Origin of the sequence: Pseudonocardia sp. ICBG162 (assembly GCF_020496225.1) — a bacterium.
Lineage (GTDB): Bacteria > Actinomycetota > Actinomycetes > Mycobacteriales > Pseudonocardiaceae > Pseudonocardia > Pseudonocardia alni.
Map to the genome: position 1 here is coordinate 30,669 of NZ_JAHLJD010000013.1, position 16,506 is coordinate 47,174.

Here is a 16,506-nt window from a genome sequence, read left to right on the forward strand (position 1 = left end):
CGGTGCGACCGGCCCCCTGTCGTTGTGTGCGGGGAGCGCCCCGGGCTCAGCCCTGGGCGGCGGGCAGCGCCTCGAGCTCCGGCACCAGCTTGTCCAGGGCGTAGGGCAGGCTCAGCACGCTGCCGTAGCTCAGCGCGGCGGGCAGCGGCTCGGTGCGCTCGGAGCTGAGCATCCACAGCACCCGGCCCTGCTGGACGGCCTTGAGCCTGCTGAACTCCGGACGCGCCTCGATCTCGGCCTTCGCGGCCTCGGTCGGGGCGAGCACGAGCAGCTTGTCGACGTCGAACTCGCCGGCCTGCTCCGGGCTCAGCTGCGCCTCGCTCGTCCCGGCGGCGGCCCGGGTGATCGCCTCGGGGGCACGGAAGCCGAGCTGGGCCAGCAGGTCGGCCTTGATGTCGCCACCGGCGAACGCGAAGTAGTTCGGGGTGTCGTAGGAGACCGCGACGGCGGTCTGCTGCGCCCAGTCGGGGTGCGCGGCCTTGGCGTCGGCGATCTTCTTCTCGGTCGCGGCGACCAGCTCGTCGCCCTGCTTCTCGCGGCCGACGGCCTTGGTGATCTCCCGGGTCATGACCTGCCAGGACGCGGTGTAGTCCTCGAAGCCCTTGGGCTGGGCGACCGTCGGCGCGATCCGGGAGACCTGGTCGTACTGCTCCTGGGTCATGCCCGAGTACGACGCGATGATCAGGTCCGGCTTCAGCGCCGCGATCTTCTCGAGCTGGTACTCCTCGCGGACGCCGACGACCTCGGGGGTCTGCCCGGCGAAGCCCTGCTCCTGCCACAGCCACTTGTTGCCGGCCGGGGGCTGGGTGAACCAGTCGACGATCCCGACCGGCGCGATCCCGACGGCGAGCAGCGCGTCCGGGTCGGTGTAGCCCAGGGTCACGACCCGCTTCGGCTCGGCGGTGATCTCGGTGGACCCGTACTTGTGCTCGACGGTCACCGGGAACGTCCCGGACGCGGCCGGGGTGGCCGGCGTCCCGTCACCGCTGCCGCCCGAGGGCGCCGAGGAGCACCCGGCGAGGACGAGGACACCGAGCAGGGCGACGAGGAGCGGGCGGAACCGTCCCCTGGACGGTGAGGCGTGAGGCATGACGTTCCTGTTCTCTCGACCCGGGACGACGGGGGCCGTCGTTGCCCGGTGATCCGCTGTGGCAGTTGAGGCTTACCTAAGTCCCGGGCCAGGTCAAGAGACCCTTACCTCAGTCGCCGGTACGCCGGACGGGCTCCCCGCGCAGGCCCGTCCAGGCCTGCCACAGCTGGGCGAACCGGCCGCCGGAGGCGACCAGCTCGGCGTGCGTGCCGGTCTCCGCGGTCCGCCCGGCCTCGAGCACCAGCACGAGGTCGGCGTCGGCGACCTGGCTGAGCCGGTGCGCCACGACGACGGCCGTGCGGCCCGCCAGTGCGGCGTCGGCGGCGCGCTCCAGCTCCGCCGCGCCGGCGCTGCCGGCCTCGGCGGTCGCCTCGTCGAGGATCACCACCGGCGGGTCGGCCAGCACCAGCCGGGCCAGCGCGAGCTGCTGGGACTGCACCACGGTCAGGGCGTGCCCGGTGTCCCCGACGACGGTCTCCAGCCCGTCGGGCAGCCGGTCCACCCAGGGCGCCGCGCCGACCGTGGCCAGGGCGGCGCGCAGGTCGTCGTCGGTGGCGTCCGGGCGGGCCAGGCGCAGGTCCTCGGCGAGCGGCCCGGCGAACACGTGCACCTCCTGGGTCACCAGTACGACCGGCGCCCGCCCGCCGCGGTGGTCGATGCGCTCCAGCGGCACGCCGCCGATCTCGACGACCCCGGCGTCCGGGGTGTGCATCCCGGCGACGAGCTTGGCCAGCGTGGACTTGCCCGCACCGCTGGTGCCGACCAGCGCGACCCGGGTGCCGGGGGCGAGGTCGAGGTCCACCCCGGACAGCGCCGGGTGGCCGTCGACGTAGGAGTGGGTCAGGCCGCGCACCCGCACCCGGGCGTCGGCGGGCACGGCCGGGTCCGCCGGCGGGGCGGGCGGGTCGATCTCGGCGACGCCGACGATGCGCCGCAGCCCGGCGACCGCGGACTGGGCGGCGTCGAGCTGGAACAGCATGATGTTGATCGGCGTGAACAGGTTGATGAAGTACAGCGCCGCCGCGCTCGCCGTACCGATCGTCGTGCTGCCGCTGCCGACCAGCACGAACCCGGCGACCAGCACCCCGCTCAGGCCGAGGACCTCACCGGCGTTGAGCCGGCCGAAGAAGCGGGTCTGCAGCACCACGAGCCGCTGCCCGATCCCGGCGACGGCCTCGGCGCGGGCACGGACCCGGTCCAGGTGGTCGTCGGTGAGGCGGAACGCGCGCACCGTGCTCACCCCGGCCGCGGTGTCGAGCAGCTGCTGCTGCTGGGCCCCGCCCGCGATGCGCTCGTCGTCGTAGAGCGGGCCGGAGTGGCGCAGGAACCAGCGGGCGGTGACCACCTGGATCGGCACCGCCAGCAGCGCGCCGAGCAGGAACCGCCAGTCCAGGGCGGCGAGCGCGACCAGGGTCAGGCCGATGATCAGCGCGGCCCTGGCGAACTCGGGCAGTGCCTCGCGCACCGCCTCGCCGACGACCTTGACGTCGTCGGTGACGCGCGAGGTGAGGTCACCGGACCCGGCCTGCTCCAGGGTCTCCAGCGGCAGGTCCAGCGCGCGGGCGACGAAGCGCTCCCGCAGCCGGGCCAGCATCGTCTCCCCGACCCGGGCGATCAGCGCGATCCCGGCGAAGGCGAGCACACCCTGGACGACCGCGACCCCGGCCAGGGCGGCGACCGGCGCGGTCAGCGCGGACGGCTCCGACCCCCGCGCGGCGAGGTCGACGATCCGGCCCAGCAGCGGTGCCGCGACCAGGCTCACCGCCGCCCCGGCGACCAGGGCGACGAGTGCGGCGACGGCGGTCCCACGGCGCGGGGCCAGCAGCTCGCCGAGGACGGCGCGGGTGCGGCGCCCGTCGGCGACGGGCAGCAGGCGGGGTCCGGACGGCTCGGTCCCGGTGGTCATCCGGTCACCACCCTGCGGTAGTCGGTGTCGTCGGTCATCAGCTCGGTGTGCGTCGCGTCCGCGACGACGCGGCCGTCGCGCAGCACCACCACGCGGTCGGTGACCGCGAGCAGCGCCGGGCTGGTGGTGAGGAGCACGGTCGTGCGGCCGGTGCGGTGCTCGCGCAGCCGGGCCGCGATCTCGGACTCGGTGACGGCGTCGACGGCCGTCGTGGGGTCGTGCAGCACCAGGACCGGGGGGTCGGCGGCCAGCGCCCTGGCCAACGCGACCCGCTGGCGCTGCCCGCCCGACAGCGAGCTGCCGCGCGAGGTCACCGGGGTGTCCGCACCCTGCGGGAGGGCCTCGACGGCCTGGTCGGCGCGGGCCGCGGCCATCGCCGCGACCGTCGCGGACCCCGGGGCGCCGTCGCCGGTCGCGGCGGTGACGTTGTCCAGGACGGTGCCGGTGAACAGGTGCGCGTCGTGCGCCGCGACCAGCAGCGTGGACCGGGTGGCGGCCGGGGCGAGGTCGTCGACGCCGGTGCCGCCGAGCAGGATCCGCCCGGAGTCGGGTGCGACGTCGCGGGCCAGGCAGCGGGCGAGCGCGGTCGCCGCGGACGGGTCGGGGGCGACCACGCCGAGCAGCTGACCGGCGGGCACCTCCAGGTCGAGGCCGTCGAGGGGGCCGTGCCGCAGCCCGGTGACCGCCAGCGCGGCGGCGGGGTCGGTGGGGCCGGCGTCCCGGCCGTCGCGGCCGGGGCCGACGGCGGGCGGTGCGGAGAGGATCTCGGCGATCCGCCCGGCCGAGGCCCGCGCCTGGGCGAAGCGCGCCCCGGCGATACCGAGGGTCTGCAGCGGCCCGACGAGGAACTGGGCGAGCCCGACTGCGGAGACCAGGTTGCCGACGGTGATGGACCCGTCGAGGGCGAGCAGACCGCCGACGAGCGCGATGACCGCGAGGAACAGGCCGTTCGCGAGCTGGACGGTGCCGAGGAACCCGGCCTCGGCGCGGGTCGCCCGCAGCGTGGCGCCCAGCGCGGTACGGCTGCTGGCCGCGTACTGCTCGGCCGCGGCGGGCCCGGCGCCCAGCCCCTTGAGGACGCGGATCCCGGACACGAGGTCGGCGGCGGTGCCGGCGGCGCGCGCGGCCCGCTCCTGCTCGGCGCCGCTGCGCCGCTCCAGCGGCCGCCCGACCCGGCCGATCAGCCACAGCAGCGGCGGGGTGCCGAGCAGGATGAGCAGGCCCAGGGGGAGCGAGATCCGCAGCAGCGCGACGGCGGCGACCACGAGCGCGGCCGCGGCGGCCGCGGCCGTGGGGATCCAGAAGTTCATCACGGCGACGCGCTTGGCGTCGGCCACGGCGATCGAGGTGATCGAGCCGGGCAGCCTGCCGGTCTCGGCGCCGCCGCGGTGGTCCAGCAGCCGGGCCGCCACCCGGGTGCGCAGCCCGGCGTCGGCACGCAGGTCGGCGTGCAGGGCCTGCCGTGCGCCGAACCGGTAGCTGTAGGACAGCATCGCGAAGTCCGCGGCCAGCACGAGCAGCCAGATCACCAGGCTGCCGACGTCGCCGGTCGCGACCGCGCGGTCGATCACGACGCCCACCAGGACCGGCACCAGTGCCTCTCCGACCTGGTGCCCGCACAGCAGGACGGTCGCCGCCGCGACCCGGCCGCGGAACGACCTGATGGTGCTGCGGACCACCTCTCGTGCGGTGACCTGTGTGTCACCGGTGCCCCTGTGCGCGGTCATGAAGGGAGGCTAACCTCACCGACGCGCGGCGATCATGACGGTGGGTGTGTGGTCCGCCGCTTTCCGGGTCGCGCACCGTCCGGCGCCCGTCGTCGCGCCGCATCCCAGGAGGAGGTCGACATCCCGTGCGTGTCGTGTTGTTCGGTTACCAGAAGTGGGGAGCCCGGCTGCTCGCCGACCTGCTGGACTCGCGGCACGAGGTGGTGCTCGTCGTCAGCCACCCGGAGGAGGGCGAGCCGTCCCCGGTGATCTTCCAGGAGTCGCTCGGCGACCTGGCCCGTGAGCACGGGATCCCGGTGCTCTACCGGGAGAAGGCCGTCGACGCCGAGCTGGTCACCGCGATCACCGGCTCCGGCGCCGAGATCGGGGTGGCCTGCAACTGGCGCACCTGGATCTCCCCGGAGGTGTTCTCCGCCCCGCCGCGCGGCACGGTCAACACCCACGACTCGCTGCTCCCGCGCTACGCCGGGTTCTCCCCGCTCAACTGGGCGCTGATCAACGGCGAGAGCCAGGTGGGCGTGACCGCGCACTGGATGGACGCCGAGCTCGACCGCGGCCCGATCATCTGCCAGCGCACCGTGCCGGTCACCCCGACCGACACCACCGAGGACCTGTTCGAGCGCACCGTGCTCCTGTTCGGACCGCTCGCGCTCGAGGCGTTCGACCGGGTCGAGCACGGTCCGCACGAGTGGCTCACCCAGGACCCGGCGCACGCGTCGTTCTTCCACAAGCGGGCCGACGAGGACAACCGCATCCCCTGGGACCGTCCGGCCGCCGACCTGGTCAACCTGGTGCGCGCGCAGACCGGGCCGTACCCGAACGCCTGGTGCCTGCACGAGGGCGCGCGGCTTCGGGTGCTGGAGGCGACGGTGTCGCGGGAGCGCTGCGGCGGGACCAACGGGCGGATCTTCGCCCGCGAGGGGAGCGGGGTGGTCGTCGTCGCCGGGCCGGACGCCTGGCGCGGCGGTCAGTACGGCCTGGTCCTGCAGCGGGTGCGCGACGCCGACGGTGTCGAGCACGTCGCCGGTGACCACTTCCGCCGCATGGGGGGCTACCTGACCTGAGGGTCCCGGCGGGGCACCGGTGGACGTGACGTCCACGTCCACCGGTGCACGGCCGGCTTCAGTTGCCGGGGGCCTGGCCCTTGAGCGCCGCGTCGAGCTGCGGCGCGACGGTGTCGATGGCGTAGGGCAGCGACAGCGGGCTGGAGTAGCCGAGCGCGGCGGCGAACTCGGTCTCGAACGGCCCGAGGTAGGCGACCCGGCCCTGCTGGACCGCCGGGATCGCGCGGAACACCGGGTCGGCCTCGGACTCGGCGCGCGACCGGCCCAGCACCACGAGCACGTCGCTGTCGAGGTCGCCCTGGCGCTCCAGCGAGAGGGTCTGCGAGTCCGGCCGGACGGTGAAGCCGAGGCCGGCGAAGATCTGGGCGCGCAGGTCGTCGGTGCCCATGTCGTAGGGGACGCCCTCGATGAAGAAGTCCATCTTGAGGTTCTTGCCCGCGAAGTCGGGGTGGGCGGCCTTGGCCTCGTCGAACGTCGCGCGGGTCGCGGTGATGACCTGCTCGGCCTGCTCGGTGCGGCCGGTGGCCTGCCCGGTGATGCGGGTCTGCTCCTCCCAGCCCGCGGCGTTCGTGCCGTCGGGGGTGCCCTGGGCGACGGTCGGCGCGATCTGCGACAGCGCGGTGTAGGTCGCCTGGTCCATGAAGGAGTAGACGCCGAGGATCAGGTCGGGCTTGAGCGCGGCGACCTGCTCGACCGGGATCTCGGACCCGGTCAGCAGCTGCGGCTGCGTCCCGCCGAGTGCCTCCTGCGCCCAGGGGCGCTTCGCGTAGTCGTAGTCGCCGATGTTCTCGCGGACCCCGACCGGCTTCACGCCGAGGGCGAGGGCGAAGTCGGCGTCGTTGAAGCCGACGGTCACCACGCGCTGCGGCGCGGCGGGGATCGTCGTCTGCCCGAAGGCGTGGGTGAGGGTGACCGGGAACGCTCCGGTGGGGGCGTCGCCGGCGGGGGCGGGCTGTGCCGCGTCGCCGGAGCCCCCGGAGGAGCAGCCGGCGAGTGCCAGCAGCAGGACCACGCACGCGGCGAGCGCGCGGAGCAGGGGTCGGGGCATGGGGGCGGTCCTTTCGACGGGACCCGTGCGGGCGGGGTGCACCGGGCGCCGGGGGATCAGGTCAGTACACCCTTCCGGGTGGACAGGCGAACCTTACCCATGGCGGTCACGATCGGGCAGACAGGACATCCCACACGATGTCGAGGTGCTCGCGGCCCGTGGTGACCCCGCCGAACGCCACCCGCACCACCGGGTGCCCGTCGACCTCGGTGCCGGTGAGCAGCACCCGTCCGTCGGCGTTGGCCCGCTCCAGCAGCGCGGTGGTCGCGGCGTCGCCGGAGCGCGAGCGCAGGCAGACCAGTGACAGCACCGGTGCGCACGCCAGCTCCAGGTCGTCGTGCCCGCGGACCCGCTCGGCCAGCTCGGCGGCGAGGTCCACGTGCCCGCGCAGGTGCGACCGCAGCCCGGACAGCCCCTGGCCGTGGAGCACCGCCCACAGCTTCAGTGCCCGGAACCGCCGCCCGAGCGGGACCTGCCAGTCCCGGAAGTCCACGACGGCGCCGGAGTCGGAGTGCGCGTCGCGCAGGTAGGGCGGGGTGATCGACAACGCGGCCGGCAGCGCACGGGCGTCGCGCACCCAGAGCAGCGAGGCGTCGAACGCGGTGAGCAGCCACTTGTGGGCGTCGGTGCAGAAGGAGTCGACGCCGGGCCCCGGGCCCGGGTTCACGCCGTCGAGTACCCAGCGGTGCTCCGGGCAGAGCGCCGCGACGCCCGCCCACGCGGCGTCGACGTGCACCCAGGCCCGGTACGGCCGCGCCGCCGTGACCAGCGCCGCGACCGGGTCGCTCGACCCGGTCGAGGTCGTCCCGACCGTCGCGCACACCAGCACCGGGACCAGCCCGGCGGCGACGTCCGCGGCGAGGGTGTCGGCCAGCGCGGCCGGATCCATCGCCCGGGAGCCCGGGGTGCACGGGACGGTCCGCAGCCCGTCGGAGCCGAGCCCGGCCACCCGCACCGCCTTGGCCAGCGACGAGTGCGTCTCGGCCGTGACGTAGACGCGCTCCCGGCCGGTCACCCCGCGCACCCGCCAGCCGGAGTCCGGGTCCGGCGCGGCCCGGTGCAGCGCGGCGGTCAGCGCGACCAGTGCCGCCGAGGACGCCGAGTCCTGGATCGAGCCGCCCCCGCCGCCGTCGTGGGTGAACGTCTCGTCCAGCCCGAGCGCCCTGGCCAGCTGGTCGGTGACCGCCTGCTCCACCTCGGTGCACGCGGGCGAGGTCGACCAGAGCATCCCCTGCGCCCCGGCACCGCCGGAGAGCAGCTCGCCGAGCAGCGAGGTCAGCGAGGCGTTCGCCGGGAAGAACGCGTGGAACCCGGGGTGCTGCCAGCGGGTGTCGGCGTCACCGGTGACGGCCTCGACCAGCGACGGGAACGCCGCCAGCGGCTCGGGGTCCTCGTTCGCCTCGCGGGGGAAGCGGGCCCGCACGGTGCCGGGCTCGACGACGTCGCGGACCGGGTGGCGTTCGATCCCGGCGCGGGCGTCGGCGACGGCGTCGACGAACAGGTGGCCGAGGGCGCGGAACTCGTCCGGGGTGAGGTCGGGCACGTGCCCGGACGCTACCCGGCCGCGGGAGCGTGTTCGTGGATCCCGTGGTCGTGCAGGTCGTCGAGGTCCCAGACGGGCAGCGGGTCGTCCAGGTCACGCCAGGAGCCGGGCCCGGCGAGCAGCTCGTCGTCGGTGAGCAGGGCCGGGTCGAGGCGCGCGGTGACGGCGTCGCGGGTCAGGCCGAGCCCGATGAACACGATCTCCTGCCCACGCGGCCCGTCGAACGACGACCACGGCGCGGCCGGGTCCAGCGCCATGTTCGGGCCGGCCTGCGACCACATCCCGGCGACGTCGGGCCGGGTCGCCAGCCAGCAGAAGCCCTTGCTGCGCAGCAGGCCGGGCCACTCGCCGAGCGCGTCGAGCAGCCGCGCCGGGTGGAACGGGCGCGCCGCCCGCCAGGTGACGCTCGCGATCCCGTACTCCCCGGTCTCGGGGGTGTGCGAGCCGTTCAGCTCCTGGGCCCAGCCCGGCGTCGCCGAGGCCGCGGCGGGGTCGTACCGGCGGGTGTCGAGCAGGTCGGCGAGCGGCACGTCCCCGCGCACCGCGCGCACGATCCGGGCGCCCGGGTTCATCCGCGACAGCAGCGCCTCGATCCGGCCCAGCGCGTGCGGCGCGACGAGGTCGGTCTTGTTGAGCACCAGCAGGTCCGCGAACTCGACCTGGTCGGCGAGCAGGTCCGACAGGGTCCGCTCGTCGCCCTGCGTCGCCTGCAGCGCGCGGTCGGCGAGCGAGTCCTCGCTGGTCAGGAGCATCTCGAAGGTCGAGGCGTCGACGAGGGTGACCATCGTGTCCAGCCGCGCGACGTCGGAGAGCGCGGTGCCGTCGTCGAGGGTCCACTCGAACGTCGCCGCGACCGGCATCGGCTCGGAGATCCCGGTCGACTCGACGACGACGTGGTCGTAGCGCCGCTGCGCGGCCAGCTCGCCGACCGTGGTCAGCAGGTCCTCGCGCAGCGTGCAGCAGATGCAGCCGTTGGTGAGCTCGACCAGCTTCTCCTGGCTGCGGTGCAGGTCGACCAGCGCTCCGTCGATGTTGACCTCGCTCATGTCGTTGACGACGACGGCGATCCGCCTGCCCGCGCGGTGCGCGAGCAGGTGCTCCAGCAGCGTCGTCTTCCCCGCGCCGAGGAAGCCGGACAGGATCGTGACGGGAACGCGACGGTCGGCCATGCCGGTGATGATAACGATTGTCGATTGACCGGGTGTAGGGTGCCCCCGTGCGTTCCTCCCGTCCCGTCTGGTGGCGGCTGCTCCCCGCAGCCGCGTAGACGCACGTCACCGTCACCCCGGGCTGCCCGAGCAGCCCGGCGGCAACCGGTGTGTCTCGTGCAGCTCCCCGTTCCGCAGGAGCTGATCATGGATTCCCTCGCCGCCACCGTCGCCCGGATGCCCGCGCTGCGTGCCGCCGTCGCCGCCGACCCGTCGTCGCACCGGGTGCTGACCGGGGAGCGGCCGACCGGCCCGCTGCACCTGGGGCACCTGGTGGGCACGATCTCCGAACGCGTCCGGCTGCAACGGTCCGGGGTGGACGTGCTGGTGATCCTCGCCGACTACCAGGTGATCACCGACCGCGACGTCGCCGACCGGCTGGCCGAGCACGTCCGGGGCGCGGTGCTCGACCAGCTCGCCGCCGGGCTCGACCCGGACCGCACGACGGTGTTCGCCCACTCCGCGGTGCCCGCGCTGAACCAGCTCATGCTGCCGTTCCTGTCGCTGGTCACCGAGGCCGAGCTGCACCGCAACCCGACGGTGAAGGCCGAGCACGCCGCGTCCGGGCGCGCGTTGTCGGGGCTGCTGCTGACCTACCCGGTGCACCAGGCCGCGGACATCCTGTCCTGCCGCGCCGACCTCGTGCCGGTGGGCAAGGACCAGCTCCCGCACATCGAGCTCACCCGGGTGCTGGCCCGGCGCTTCGCCGAGCGCTACGGCCCGGTGTTCACCCCGCCCGAGCCGATGCTGACCGAGACCCCGGAGCTGCCCGGGCTCGACGGGCACAAGATGTCCAAGTCCCGCGGCAACGCCGTCCCGCTCGGCGCGACCGCCGACGAGACCGCGGCGCTCGTGCGCCGCGCCCGCACCGACCCCGAGCGGCGGATCACCGTCGACCCGGACGGCAGGCCCGGGGTGTACGGGCTGCTCACGACCGCGGCCCTGTGCCTGGGCCGCGACCCGCACGAGCTGGCCGCGACCCTGGACGGGGCCGCCGCGCTGAAGCGGCTCACCACCGACGCGGTCAACGACCACCTCGCCGGACACCGCGCGCGGCGCGCCGAGCTGGCCCGCGACCCCGGGCTCGTCGACGACGTGCTGGCCCGCGGCAACGCCCGCGCCAACGCGCTGGCCGACGAGACGCTCGACGCGGTCCGCACGGCCATGGGGATGCGCTACGGCCGGGTCAGCGCCGGGACGCGGTCCGCTTCGTGACGGTCTCCCGGATCTCCGGCAGCAGGTGCTCACCCGCGGCCAGGAGGTCCGGGAGCCGGGCCGGCTCGGCGAGCAGCGCCCGGAACGCGTCGGCGACGGTGACGCCGTGCCCGGGCCGGTGCTCGACGGTCACGGCGTCGCCGGCGCGGATCTCGCCGGGGGACAGGACCCGCAGGTAGGCGCCGGGGCGGGCGGCCGCGGTGAACCGCTTCACCCAGCCCGCCCGCTCCAGGTGCGCGGCGAAGGTCCGGCACGGGATGCGCGGCGCGGTCACCTGCAGCAGCACCCCGCCGACCCGCCAGCGCTCGCCCAGCTCCGCGCCGCACACGTCGACGCCGCGCGTGGTGAGGTTCTCCCCGAACATCCCCGCCCGCAGCGGGCCCAGCTCGGGGGCGAAGGACTCCAGGTCCTCCCGGGCGTAGGCGTAGACGGCCTGGTCCGGGCCGCCGTGGTGGTCGGCGTCGCAGATCGTGTCGCCGGCCAGCCCGCTCGCCGCGGGCGCCGGGACGTCCACCCGGACCGGACCGGGTACCGGCCGCTTGTCGATACCCGAGGCCCCCGCCTTGGCGAGGATCGGACGGGACACCCCGGTGTTCACGGACTCCACGACGGACACCCCCGCGACGCTAGGCGTCCCACCGCCGCCGACGCGAGCGGGTTCGTCTCACACGGACCCGTGGACGCGGCGCAGCTCGGTCTTGAGCACCTTGCCCGACGGGTTGCGGGGCAACGCCTCCACCAGTGCGAGCCGGCTCGGCTGCTTGTAGCGGGCCAGCCGGTCGGCGCACCACGCGGTGAGCGTGTCCAGGTCCGGCGGGGCCGCGGGGTCGGCGGGCACGACCACGGCGAGCGGGGTCTCGCCCCAGCGCGGGTCGGGCACTCCGACGACCGCGACGTCGGCGACGCCCGGGTGCGCGGCCAGCACCTCCTCGACCTCGGCGCTGTACACGTTCTCCCCGCCGGAGATGATCATGTCCTTGGCGCGGTCGACGACGTAGTAGAAGCCGTCCGGGTCCTCGCGCACCAGGTCACCGGAGTGGAACCAGCCGCCGCGGAACGCCTCGGCCGTCGCCTCCGGGCGGCCCCAGTACTCCCGCATCACGGTCGGACCGCGGTAGACGATCTCGCCGACCTCGCCGCGCGGCACGTCGTTCATCTCCGCGTCGACCACCCGCACCTCGACGCCGACCATCGGCGTCCCCACCGAGCCGATCTTGCGCACCGAGTCCTCGCCGCGCAGCGCGCAGGTGACCGGGCTGCACTCGGTCTGCCCGAACGCGGTGACCACCATGGCCTCCGGGAACGTGTCGATCATGGTGCGGATCAGCGTCGTCGACGCGGGAGCGGCACCCCAGGTGATCCGGCGCAGCGCCGACAGGTCCCGCTGCGCGATGCCGGGCACGGCGCAGATCGCCTGCCACTGCGCCGGGACGAAGAAGCACGACGACACCCGCTCCCGCTCCAGGGTGTCGACCGTCGCGACCGGGTCGAAGCCGCCCGACGGCGGGATGATCACCCGGCCGCCCGCGATCAGGGTCGGGAGCATCCCGGACAGCCCGGCGATGTGGAACAGCGGCGCCCCCGACATCGAGACCCGGTCGTCGCCCGCGGTGCCCAGGTGTGTGATCGACAGGAACGCGTGCAGCATCAGGTTGCGGTGGGTCAGCACCGCGCCCTTCGGACGGCCGGTCGTGCCCGAGGTGTACATGATGTAGGCGGGCTCGTCGTCGGCGACGTCGTCGCCCCAGTCGCCGGGACCGGTCCCGGCGAGCAGTGCGTCGAACCCGTCGCCGAGAGTGAGCACCGTCCGCACCGACGGGGCCTGCTCCCGCGCCGACTCCACCGTGGCGGCGAAGGCGTCGTCGCACAGCACCGCCACCGGGGTGCAGTCGGTCAGCTGGAACGCGACCTCGCCCGCGGTCAGCCGGAAGTTCAGCGGCACGCAGATCGCGCCGCGACGCAGCACCGCCAGGTAGCTCTCGACGAGCTCGACGGAGTTGAGCCCGAGCACCGCGACCCGGTCCCCGCGGTCGACCCCCCGGTCGGCGAGCACGGTCGCCAGCCGGGACACCCGGTCGTCGAGCTGCGCCCAGGTCCGCGACGTCCGCGGGTCGGCCAGCGCCGGCCCGTCCGGTGTGGTCCGTGCGTGCCGCGCGACGACGTCCGCCGCGGTCATCCCGTGTCCCGTGATCGTGCCCACCGGTGGCCTCCCGAGCCTCGACTGCCCCGCCACTGTGGTCCCGCTCACCCCGGTGGGGCAAGATCACGGCCCGCCGTGCAGGGTGACGCCGGTGAGCACGACCCCCGACGGAGCCGACCCCGACGGAGCCGACCCCGACGGAGCCGACCCCGGCGGTGCCGTCCCCGACGGCACCCGGCGGCTCCGGCTGCTGCAGCTGGCGTCGCTGACGAGCACCGTCGACCGGTTCGCGATCGCGCCGCTGCTGGTGCCGATCGCCGCGTCGTTCTCGGCGCCGCTGGCCGCGGCGGCCGGTGCGGCCGGGGGCTACTTCCTCGCCTACGGCCTCATGCAGGTCGTGTGGGGGGTGCTGTCCGACCGGATCGGCCGGGTCCGGGTGATGCGCCTGGCCCTGGTCGGCGCGGTGCTGGGCGGGGTCGCCTCGGTGCTGGCCCCGACGCTGGCGGTGCTGGTCGTCGCCCGGGTCGTCACCGGCGCGTGCACGGCGGCGCTGATCCCGGCGGCGCTGGTCTACGTCGGTGACACCTGGCCCGCCGCGGTCCGGCAGCGGCCGCTGTCGGACCTGCTCGCCGCGACCGCGCTCGGCACCGCCGTCGCCACGGCCGGGGCGGGACTGCTCGCCGACCTGGCCGGGTGGCGCGTCGTCCTCGGGACGACGGCGGCCGGCTGCGCGGTGCTGTTCGTCGCGCTGCGGGCGCTGCCCGAACCCGACGGCGCCCGCACCACCTCGCGCGGGATCGTCGACGCGGTGCTCCGCCCGCTGGCCGCGGTCGCCGGGAACGGCTGGGCGCGGCTGGTGCTGGCGCTCGCCTTCGTCGAGGGCGCCGTCGTGCTCGGGGTGCTGACCTACCTGGCCCCGTCGCTGCAGGCCGGGGGCAGCTCCGCCGCGCTGGCCGGGCTCGCCGCCGGGGGCTACGGCGTCGGCGCGGTGCTGTTCTCCCGGGTCGTGCGACGCCTGGTCGGGCGCCTGCGCCCGGCCGCGCTGGCCGGCACCGGCGGCGGGTTCCTCGTCGTCGCCTGGGTGTTCCCGCTGGTCGTCGTGCACCCGGTGACGGTCGCCGCGGCCGGGCTCTGCCTGGGTGGGGCGTGGGCGTTCCTGCACTCGACCCTGCAGACCTGGGCGACCGAGGTCGTCCCGCAGGCCCGCGCGACCGCCGTCGCGCTGTTCGCGACGCTGCTGTTCCTGGGCAGCTCGGCCGGGACCACGCTGGGTGCCCCGCTGGCCGACGCCGGGCGTTTCGCCCCGCTGTTCGCCGCCGCCCTGGTGGCCTCGGTGCCGCTGGCGCTGGTCGCCGCCTGGACCCGCGCCCGCTACGCCCGCCGGGCCACCTGACCTCCCCCGCGCCGCGGGCGACGCGGGGGAGTGGCGTGGTCACACGTAGCGGTCGCGCAGCTCCCGCTTGACCAGCTTGCCGGTGGGGGTGCGCGGCAGGAAGTCGGTGAAGTCCACCGACGACGGCGCCTTGTAGCGCGCGATCCGCTCCCGCACGAAGTCGATCAGCTCGCGCTCCAGCTCCGGGCCGGCGTCGACGCCCTCCGGGGGCTGGACGACGGCCTTGACCTTCTCGCCCATCTCGTCGTCGGGCACCCCGATGACGGCGACGTCGAGCACCTTCGGGTGCAGCGCGAGGGCGTCCTCGACCTCCTGCGGGTAGATGTTCACCCCGCCCGAGATGATCATGAACGCCTTGCGGTCGGTGAGGAAGAGGTAGCCGTCCTCGTCGAGGTAGCCCAGGTCCCCGGTGGTGGTCCAGTTCTCGTGCTCGGGGTGGGTCGCGGCGAGGGTCTTGCCCGGGTCGTTGTGGTACTCGAACGGCCGGACGTCGCGCTCGAAGTAGACCGTCCCGATCTCGCCCGGGGCCAGGACGGCGCCGGTGTCGTCGGCGATCCGGATGGTGCCGAGCCCGGCGCGCCCGACCGAGCCGGGACGCTCGCTCCACTGCGCCGAGTCGATGAAGGTGATGCCGTTGGACTCGGTCGCGGCGTAGTACTCGTGCAGGACCGGGCCCCACCAGTCGATCATCGCCTGCTTGACGTCCACCGGGCACGGCGCGGCCGCGTGGATCGCGACCCGCATCGAGGACACGTCGTAGGAGGCGCGGACGGACTCCGGGAGCTTGAGCATCCGCACGAACATCGTCGGCACCCACTGCGAGTGGGTGACCGAGTACTTCTGGATCAGCGCCAGCGCCTTCTCGGGGTCGAAGCGCTCCATCACCACGACGGTGCCCCCGAGCGCCTGCACCGTGGCGGTGAACCGCAGCGGCGCGGCGTGGTAGAGCGGGGCCGGGTTCAGGTAGACGGTGTCGGTGTCGAAGCCGTACATCGACCCGAACAGGGCCTGGTAGGTGTCGCCCGGCTCGTCGACCTGCCGGTCGGGCAGCGTCGGCTTGATGCCCTTGGGGCGGCCGGTGGTGCCCGAGGAGTAGAGCATGTCCGCGCCGCGCGGCTGGTCGGCCGGCGGCTCGGCGGACACCGCGGCGAGGGTCTCGTCGTAGTCGGCGTAACGCGACGCACCGGGGATCTCGCCCCCGAAGGCCAGCCGCACCGGGGTGTCGACGTGGTCCTCGATCGCCGCGGCCAGACCGGCGACACCGGCGGAGACGACGAGCGCCTTCGCGCCGCAGTCCCGCACGATGTAGGCCGCCTCGGGCGCGGACAGGTGGTGGTTCACCGCGGTGATGTAGAGCCCCGACCGCTGGGCGGCCCAGTACACCTCGTAGACCCGCGCGGTGTTCTCCGCGACGAGCGCGACGACGTCGCCCCGCTGCAGACCGGCCGCACGCAGGTGGTTCGCGAGCCGGGCGGACCCCTCCTCCAGCTCACGGAAGGTCAGGGTCGCGCCCGAGCCCCCCATGATCACGGCCGGCTTGTCGGGGGTCGTCGCGGCATGCGTGCCTGGGTACATCGGGGCCTCTCCGTCGGGGCGCGCCGCGGATCGCCCGGCGCACGTCTCTCGTCGGCCCGATCCTGCCATCCGGGGCGACCCCGGCGGCGGCAGCGGTCAGGAGTGCGCGTTCTGATAGGCCTCGAGAACCGAGGACGGGATACGCCCGCGCTCGGAGATCTTCATGCCCTGGGCCACCGCCCATTCCCGCACGGCGCGGTTCGCGGCGCGTTCCGAGGCGCTGGAACCGTTCGACGACGAGGCGCCGGAAGCGGGACTGCGCCGACCGGACCCGCGACGGGCGGCCGCGACGTAGGGCGCCAACGATTCCCGCAGCTTCTCGGCATTCTTGGTGGACAGGTCGATCTCGTAGGCGCGGCCGTCGACGGAGAACTCCACCTGCTCGTCGGCCTCGGTGCCGTCGAGGTCGTCGACCAGTGTGATGGTCGTCTGCTGCGCCACGTCGTCATTCCTTCCACGGGGGAATCACCGGATCGGCCGGAGACGGGAATCGCCCGGTCGGAGCCGGAACCGATTCTTCGGGCAGAACGATAAAGGATGCCGAACCGACCTGTCGAACCCCTACCCGGAAATAGTCCGGCGCCGTCGTTTCGGGTC

13 protein-coding genes are annotated in these 16,506 nt (G+C 74.7%); 3 read left to right on the forward strand and 10 right to left on the reverse strand.

Going from position 1 to position 16,506, the window contains the following annotated elements; translation table 11 throughout:
- Positions 1 to 46 precede the first annotated feature (46 nt).
- From KPL60_RS03475 to KPL60_RS03485, 3 genes are all read right to left on the reverse strand, one after another.
- The gene (locus tag KPL60_RS03475) at positions 47 to 1,090 is read right to left on the reverse strand and encodes an iron-siderophore ABC transporter substrate-binding protein (RefSeq protein WP_226364874.1); all 1,044 of its coding nucleotides are present in this window, start codon (positions 1,088 to 1,090) and stop codon (positions 47 to 49) included.
- A 109-nt stretch (positions 1,091 to 1,199) separates the two neighbouring features.
- Positions 1,200 to 2,996 (reverse strand): ABC transporter ATP-binding protein, encoded by a 1,797-nt coding sequence (locus KPL60_RS03480; RefSeq protein WP_226364875.1) that lies wholly within the window; start codon positions 2,994 to 2,996, stop codon positions 1,200 to 1,202.
- Entirely contained in the window at positions 2,993 to 4,723 is a 1,731-nt protein-coding gene (locus tag KPL60_RS03485; protein ID WP_226364876.1) for an ABC transporter ATP-binding protein, read from the reverse strand. Before KPL60_RS03485 ends, KPL60_RS03480 begins: the two co-directional genes overlap by 4 nt.
- A gap of 125 nt (positions 4,724 to 4,848) precedes the next feature.
- Here KPL60_RS03485 and KPL60_RS03490 point away from each other — a divergent pair, with 125 nt between their 5' ends.
- Entirely contained in the window at positions 4,849 to 5,787 is a 939-nt protein-coding gene (locus KPL60_RS03490) for a methionyl-tRNA formyltransferase (protein WP_226350664.1), read from the forward strand.
- A gap of 58 nt (positions 5,788 to 5,845) precedes the next feature.
- On the opposite strand, the gene KPL60_RS03495 is transcribed toward KPL60_RS03490, so the two are convergent.
- The 3 genes from KPL60_RS03495 to KPL60_RS03505 all read right to left on the reverse strand — a co-directional run bounded on the left by KPL60_RS03495 (position 5,846) and on the right by KPL60_RS03505 (position 9,547).
- On the reverse strand, positions 5,846 to 6,835 hold the full coding sequence (locus tag KPL60_RS03495) for an ABC transporter substrate-binding protein (RefSeq protein ID WP_226350665.1): 990 nt from the start codon (positions 6,833 to 6,835) through the stop codon (positions 5,846 to 5,848).
- Between the two features lie 106 nt (positions 6,836 to 6,941).
- The gene (locus KPL60_RS03500; RefSeq protein WP_226364877.1) at positions 6,942 to 8,378 is read right to left on the reverse strand and encodes an aspartate aminotransferase family protein; all 1,437 of its coding nucleotides are present in this window, start codon (positions 8,376 to 8,378) and stop codon (positions 6,942 to 6,944) included.
- Between the two features lie 11 nt (positions 8,379 to 8,389).
- Positions 8,390 to 9,547: a GTP-binding protein gene (locus tag KPL60_RS03505; RefSeq protein WP_226364878.1), complete on the reverse strand. Its 1,158-nt coding sequence runs from the start codon at positions 9,545 to 9,547 to the stop codon at positions 8,390 to 8,392.
- A 186-nt stretch (positions 9,548 to 9,733) separates the two neighbouring features.
- Between KPL60_RS03505 and trpS the strand changes: the two genes are divergently transcribed.
- On the forward strand, positions 9,734 to 10,801 hold the full coding sequence (gene trpS, locus KPL60_RS03510; protein WP_226350668.1) for a tryptophan--tRNA ligase: 1,068 nt from the start codon (positions 9,734 to 9,736) through the stop codon (positions 10,799 to 10,801).
- Here trpS and KPL60_RS03515 read toward each other — a convergent pair.
- Together KPL60_RS03515 and KPL60_RS03520 are read right to left on the reverse strand one after the other, a co-directional pair.
- A complete protein-coding gene (locus KPL60_RS03515; RefSeq protein WP_226364879.1) occupies positions 10,773 to 11,417 on the reverse strand; it encodes an MOSC domain-containing protein in 645 nt (214 codons plus the stop codon). The two genes, trpS and KPL60_RS03515, sit on opposite strands and share 29 nt — an antisense overlap.
- A 48-nt stretch (positions 11,418 to 11,465) precedes the next feature.
- On the reverse strand, positions 11,466 to 12,977 hold the full coding sequence (locus KPL60_RS03520; RefSeq protein WP_226366021.1) for a long-chain-fatty-acid--CoA ligase: 1,512 nt from the start codon (positions 12,975 to 12,977) through the stop codon (positions 11,466 to 11,468).
- 115 nt (positions 12,978 to 13,092) lie between these two features.
- Here KPL60_RS03520 and KPL60_RS03525 point away from each other — a divergent pair, with 115 nt between their 5' ends.
- The gene (locus KPL60_RS03525; RefSeq protein WP_226350670.1) at positions 13,093 to 14,334 is read left to right on the forward strand and encodes an MFS transporter; all 1,242 of its coding nucleotides are present in this window, start codon (positions 13,093 to 13,095) and stop codon (positions 14,332 to 14,334) included.
- A gap of 39 nt (positions 14,335 to 14,373) precedes the next feature.
- Here KPL60_RS03525 and KPL60_RS03530 read toward each other — a convergent pair whose 3' ends face one another.
- Together KPL60_RS03530 and KPL60_RS03535 are read right to left on the reverse strand one after the other, a co-directional pair.
- Complete coding sequence (locus tag KPL60_RS03530; protein ID WP_226364880.1) at positions 14,374 to 15,909, reverse strand: acyl-CoA synthetase; 1,536 nt, start codon at positions 15,907 to 15,909, stop codon at positions 14,374 to 14,376.
- Between the two features lie 96 nt (positions 15,910 to 16,005).
- Positions 16,006 to 16,350 (reverse strand): Lsr2 family protein, encoded by a 345-nt coding sequence (locus KPL60_RS03535; RefSeq protein WP_226350672.1) that lies wholly within the window; start codon positions 16,348 to 16,350, stop codon positions 16,006 to 16,008.
- Positions 16,351 to 16,506: the final 156 nt, after the last annotated feature.

Bases quoted from the DNA above. Each gene is read 5' to 3' on its own strand.
- KPL60_RS03495 (WP_226350665.1), bottom strand. From the start codon at position 6,835: ATGCCCCGACCCCTGCTCCGCGCGCTCGCCGCGTGCGTGGTCCTGCTG.
- KPL60_RS03520 (WP_226366021.1), bottom strand. From the start codon at position 12,977: ATGACCGCGGCGGACGTCGTCGCGCGGCACGCACGGACCACACCGGAC.
- KPL60_RS03505 (WP_226364878.1), bottom strand. From the start codon at position 9,547: ATGGCCGACCGTCGCGTTCCCGTCACGATCCTGTCCGGCTTCCTCGGC.
- KPL60_RS03530 (WP_226364880.1), bottom strand. From the start codon at position 15,909: ATGTACCCAGGCACGCATGCCGCGACGACCCCCGACAAGCCGGCCGTG.
- trpS (WP_226350668.1), top strand. From the start codon at position 9,734: ATGGATTCCCTCGCCGCCACCGTCGCCCGGATGCCCGCGCTGCGTGCC.
- KPL60_RS03485 (WP_226364876.1), bottom strand. From the start codon at position 4,723: ATGACCGCGCACAGGGGCACCGGTGACACACAGGTCACCGCACGAGAG.
- KPL60_RS03480 (WP_226364875.1), bottom strand. From the start codon at position 2,996: ATGACCACCGGGACCGAGCCGTCCGGACCCCGCCTGCTGCCCGTCGCC.
- KPL60_RS03475 (WP_226364874.1), bottom strand. From the start codon at position 1,090: ATGCCTCACGCCTCACCGTCCAGGGGACGGTTCCGCCCGCTCCTCGTC.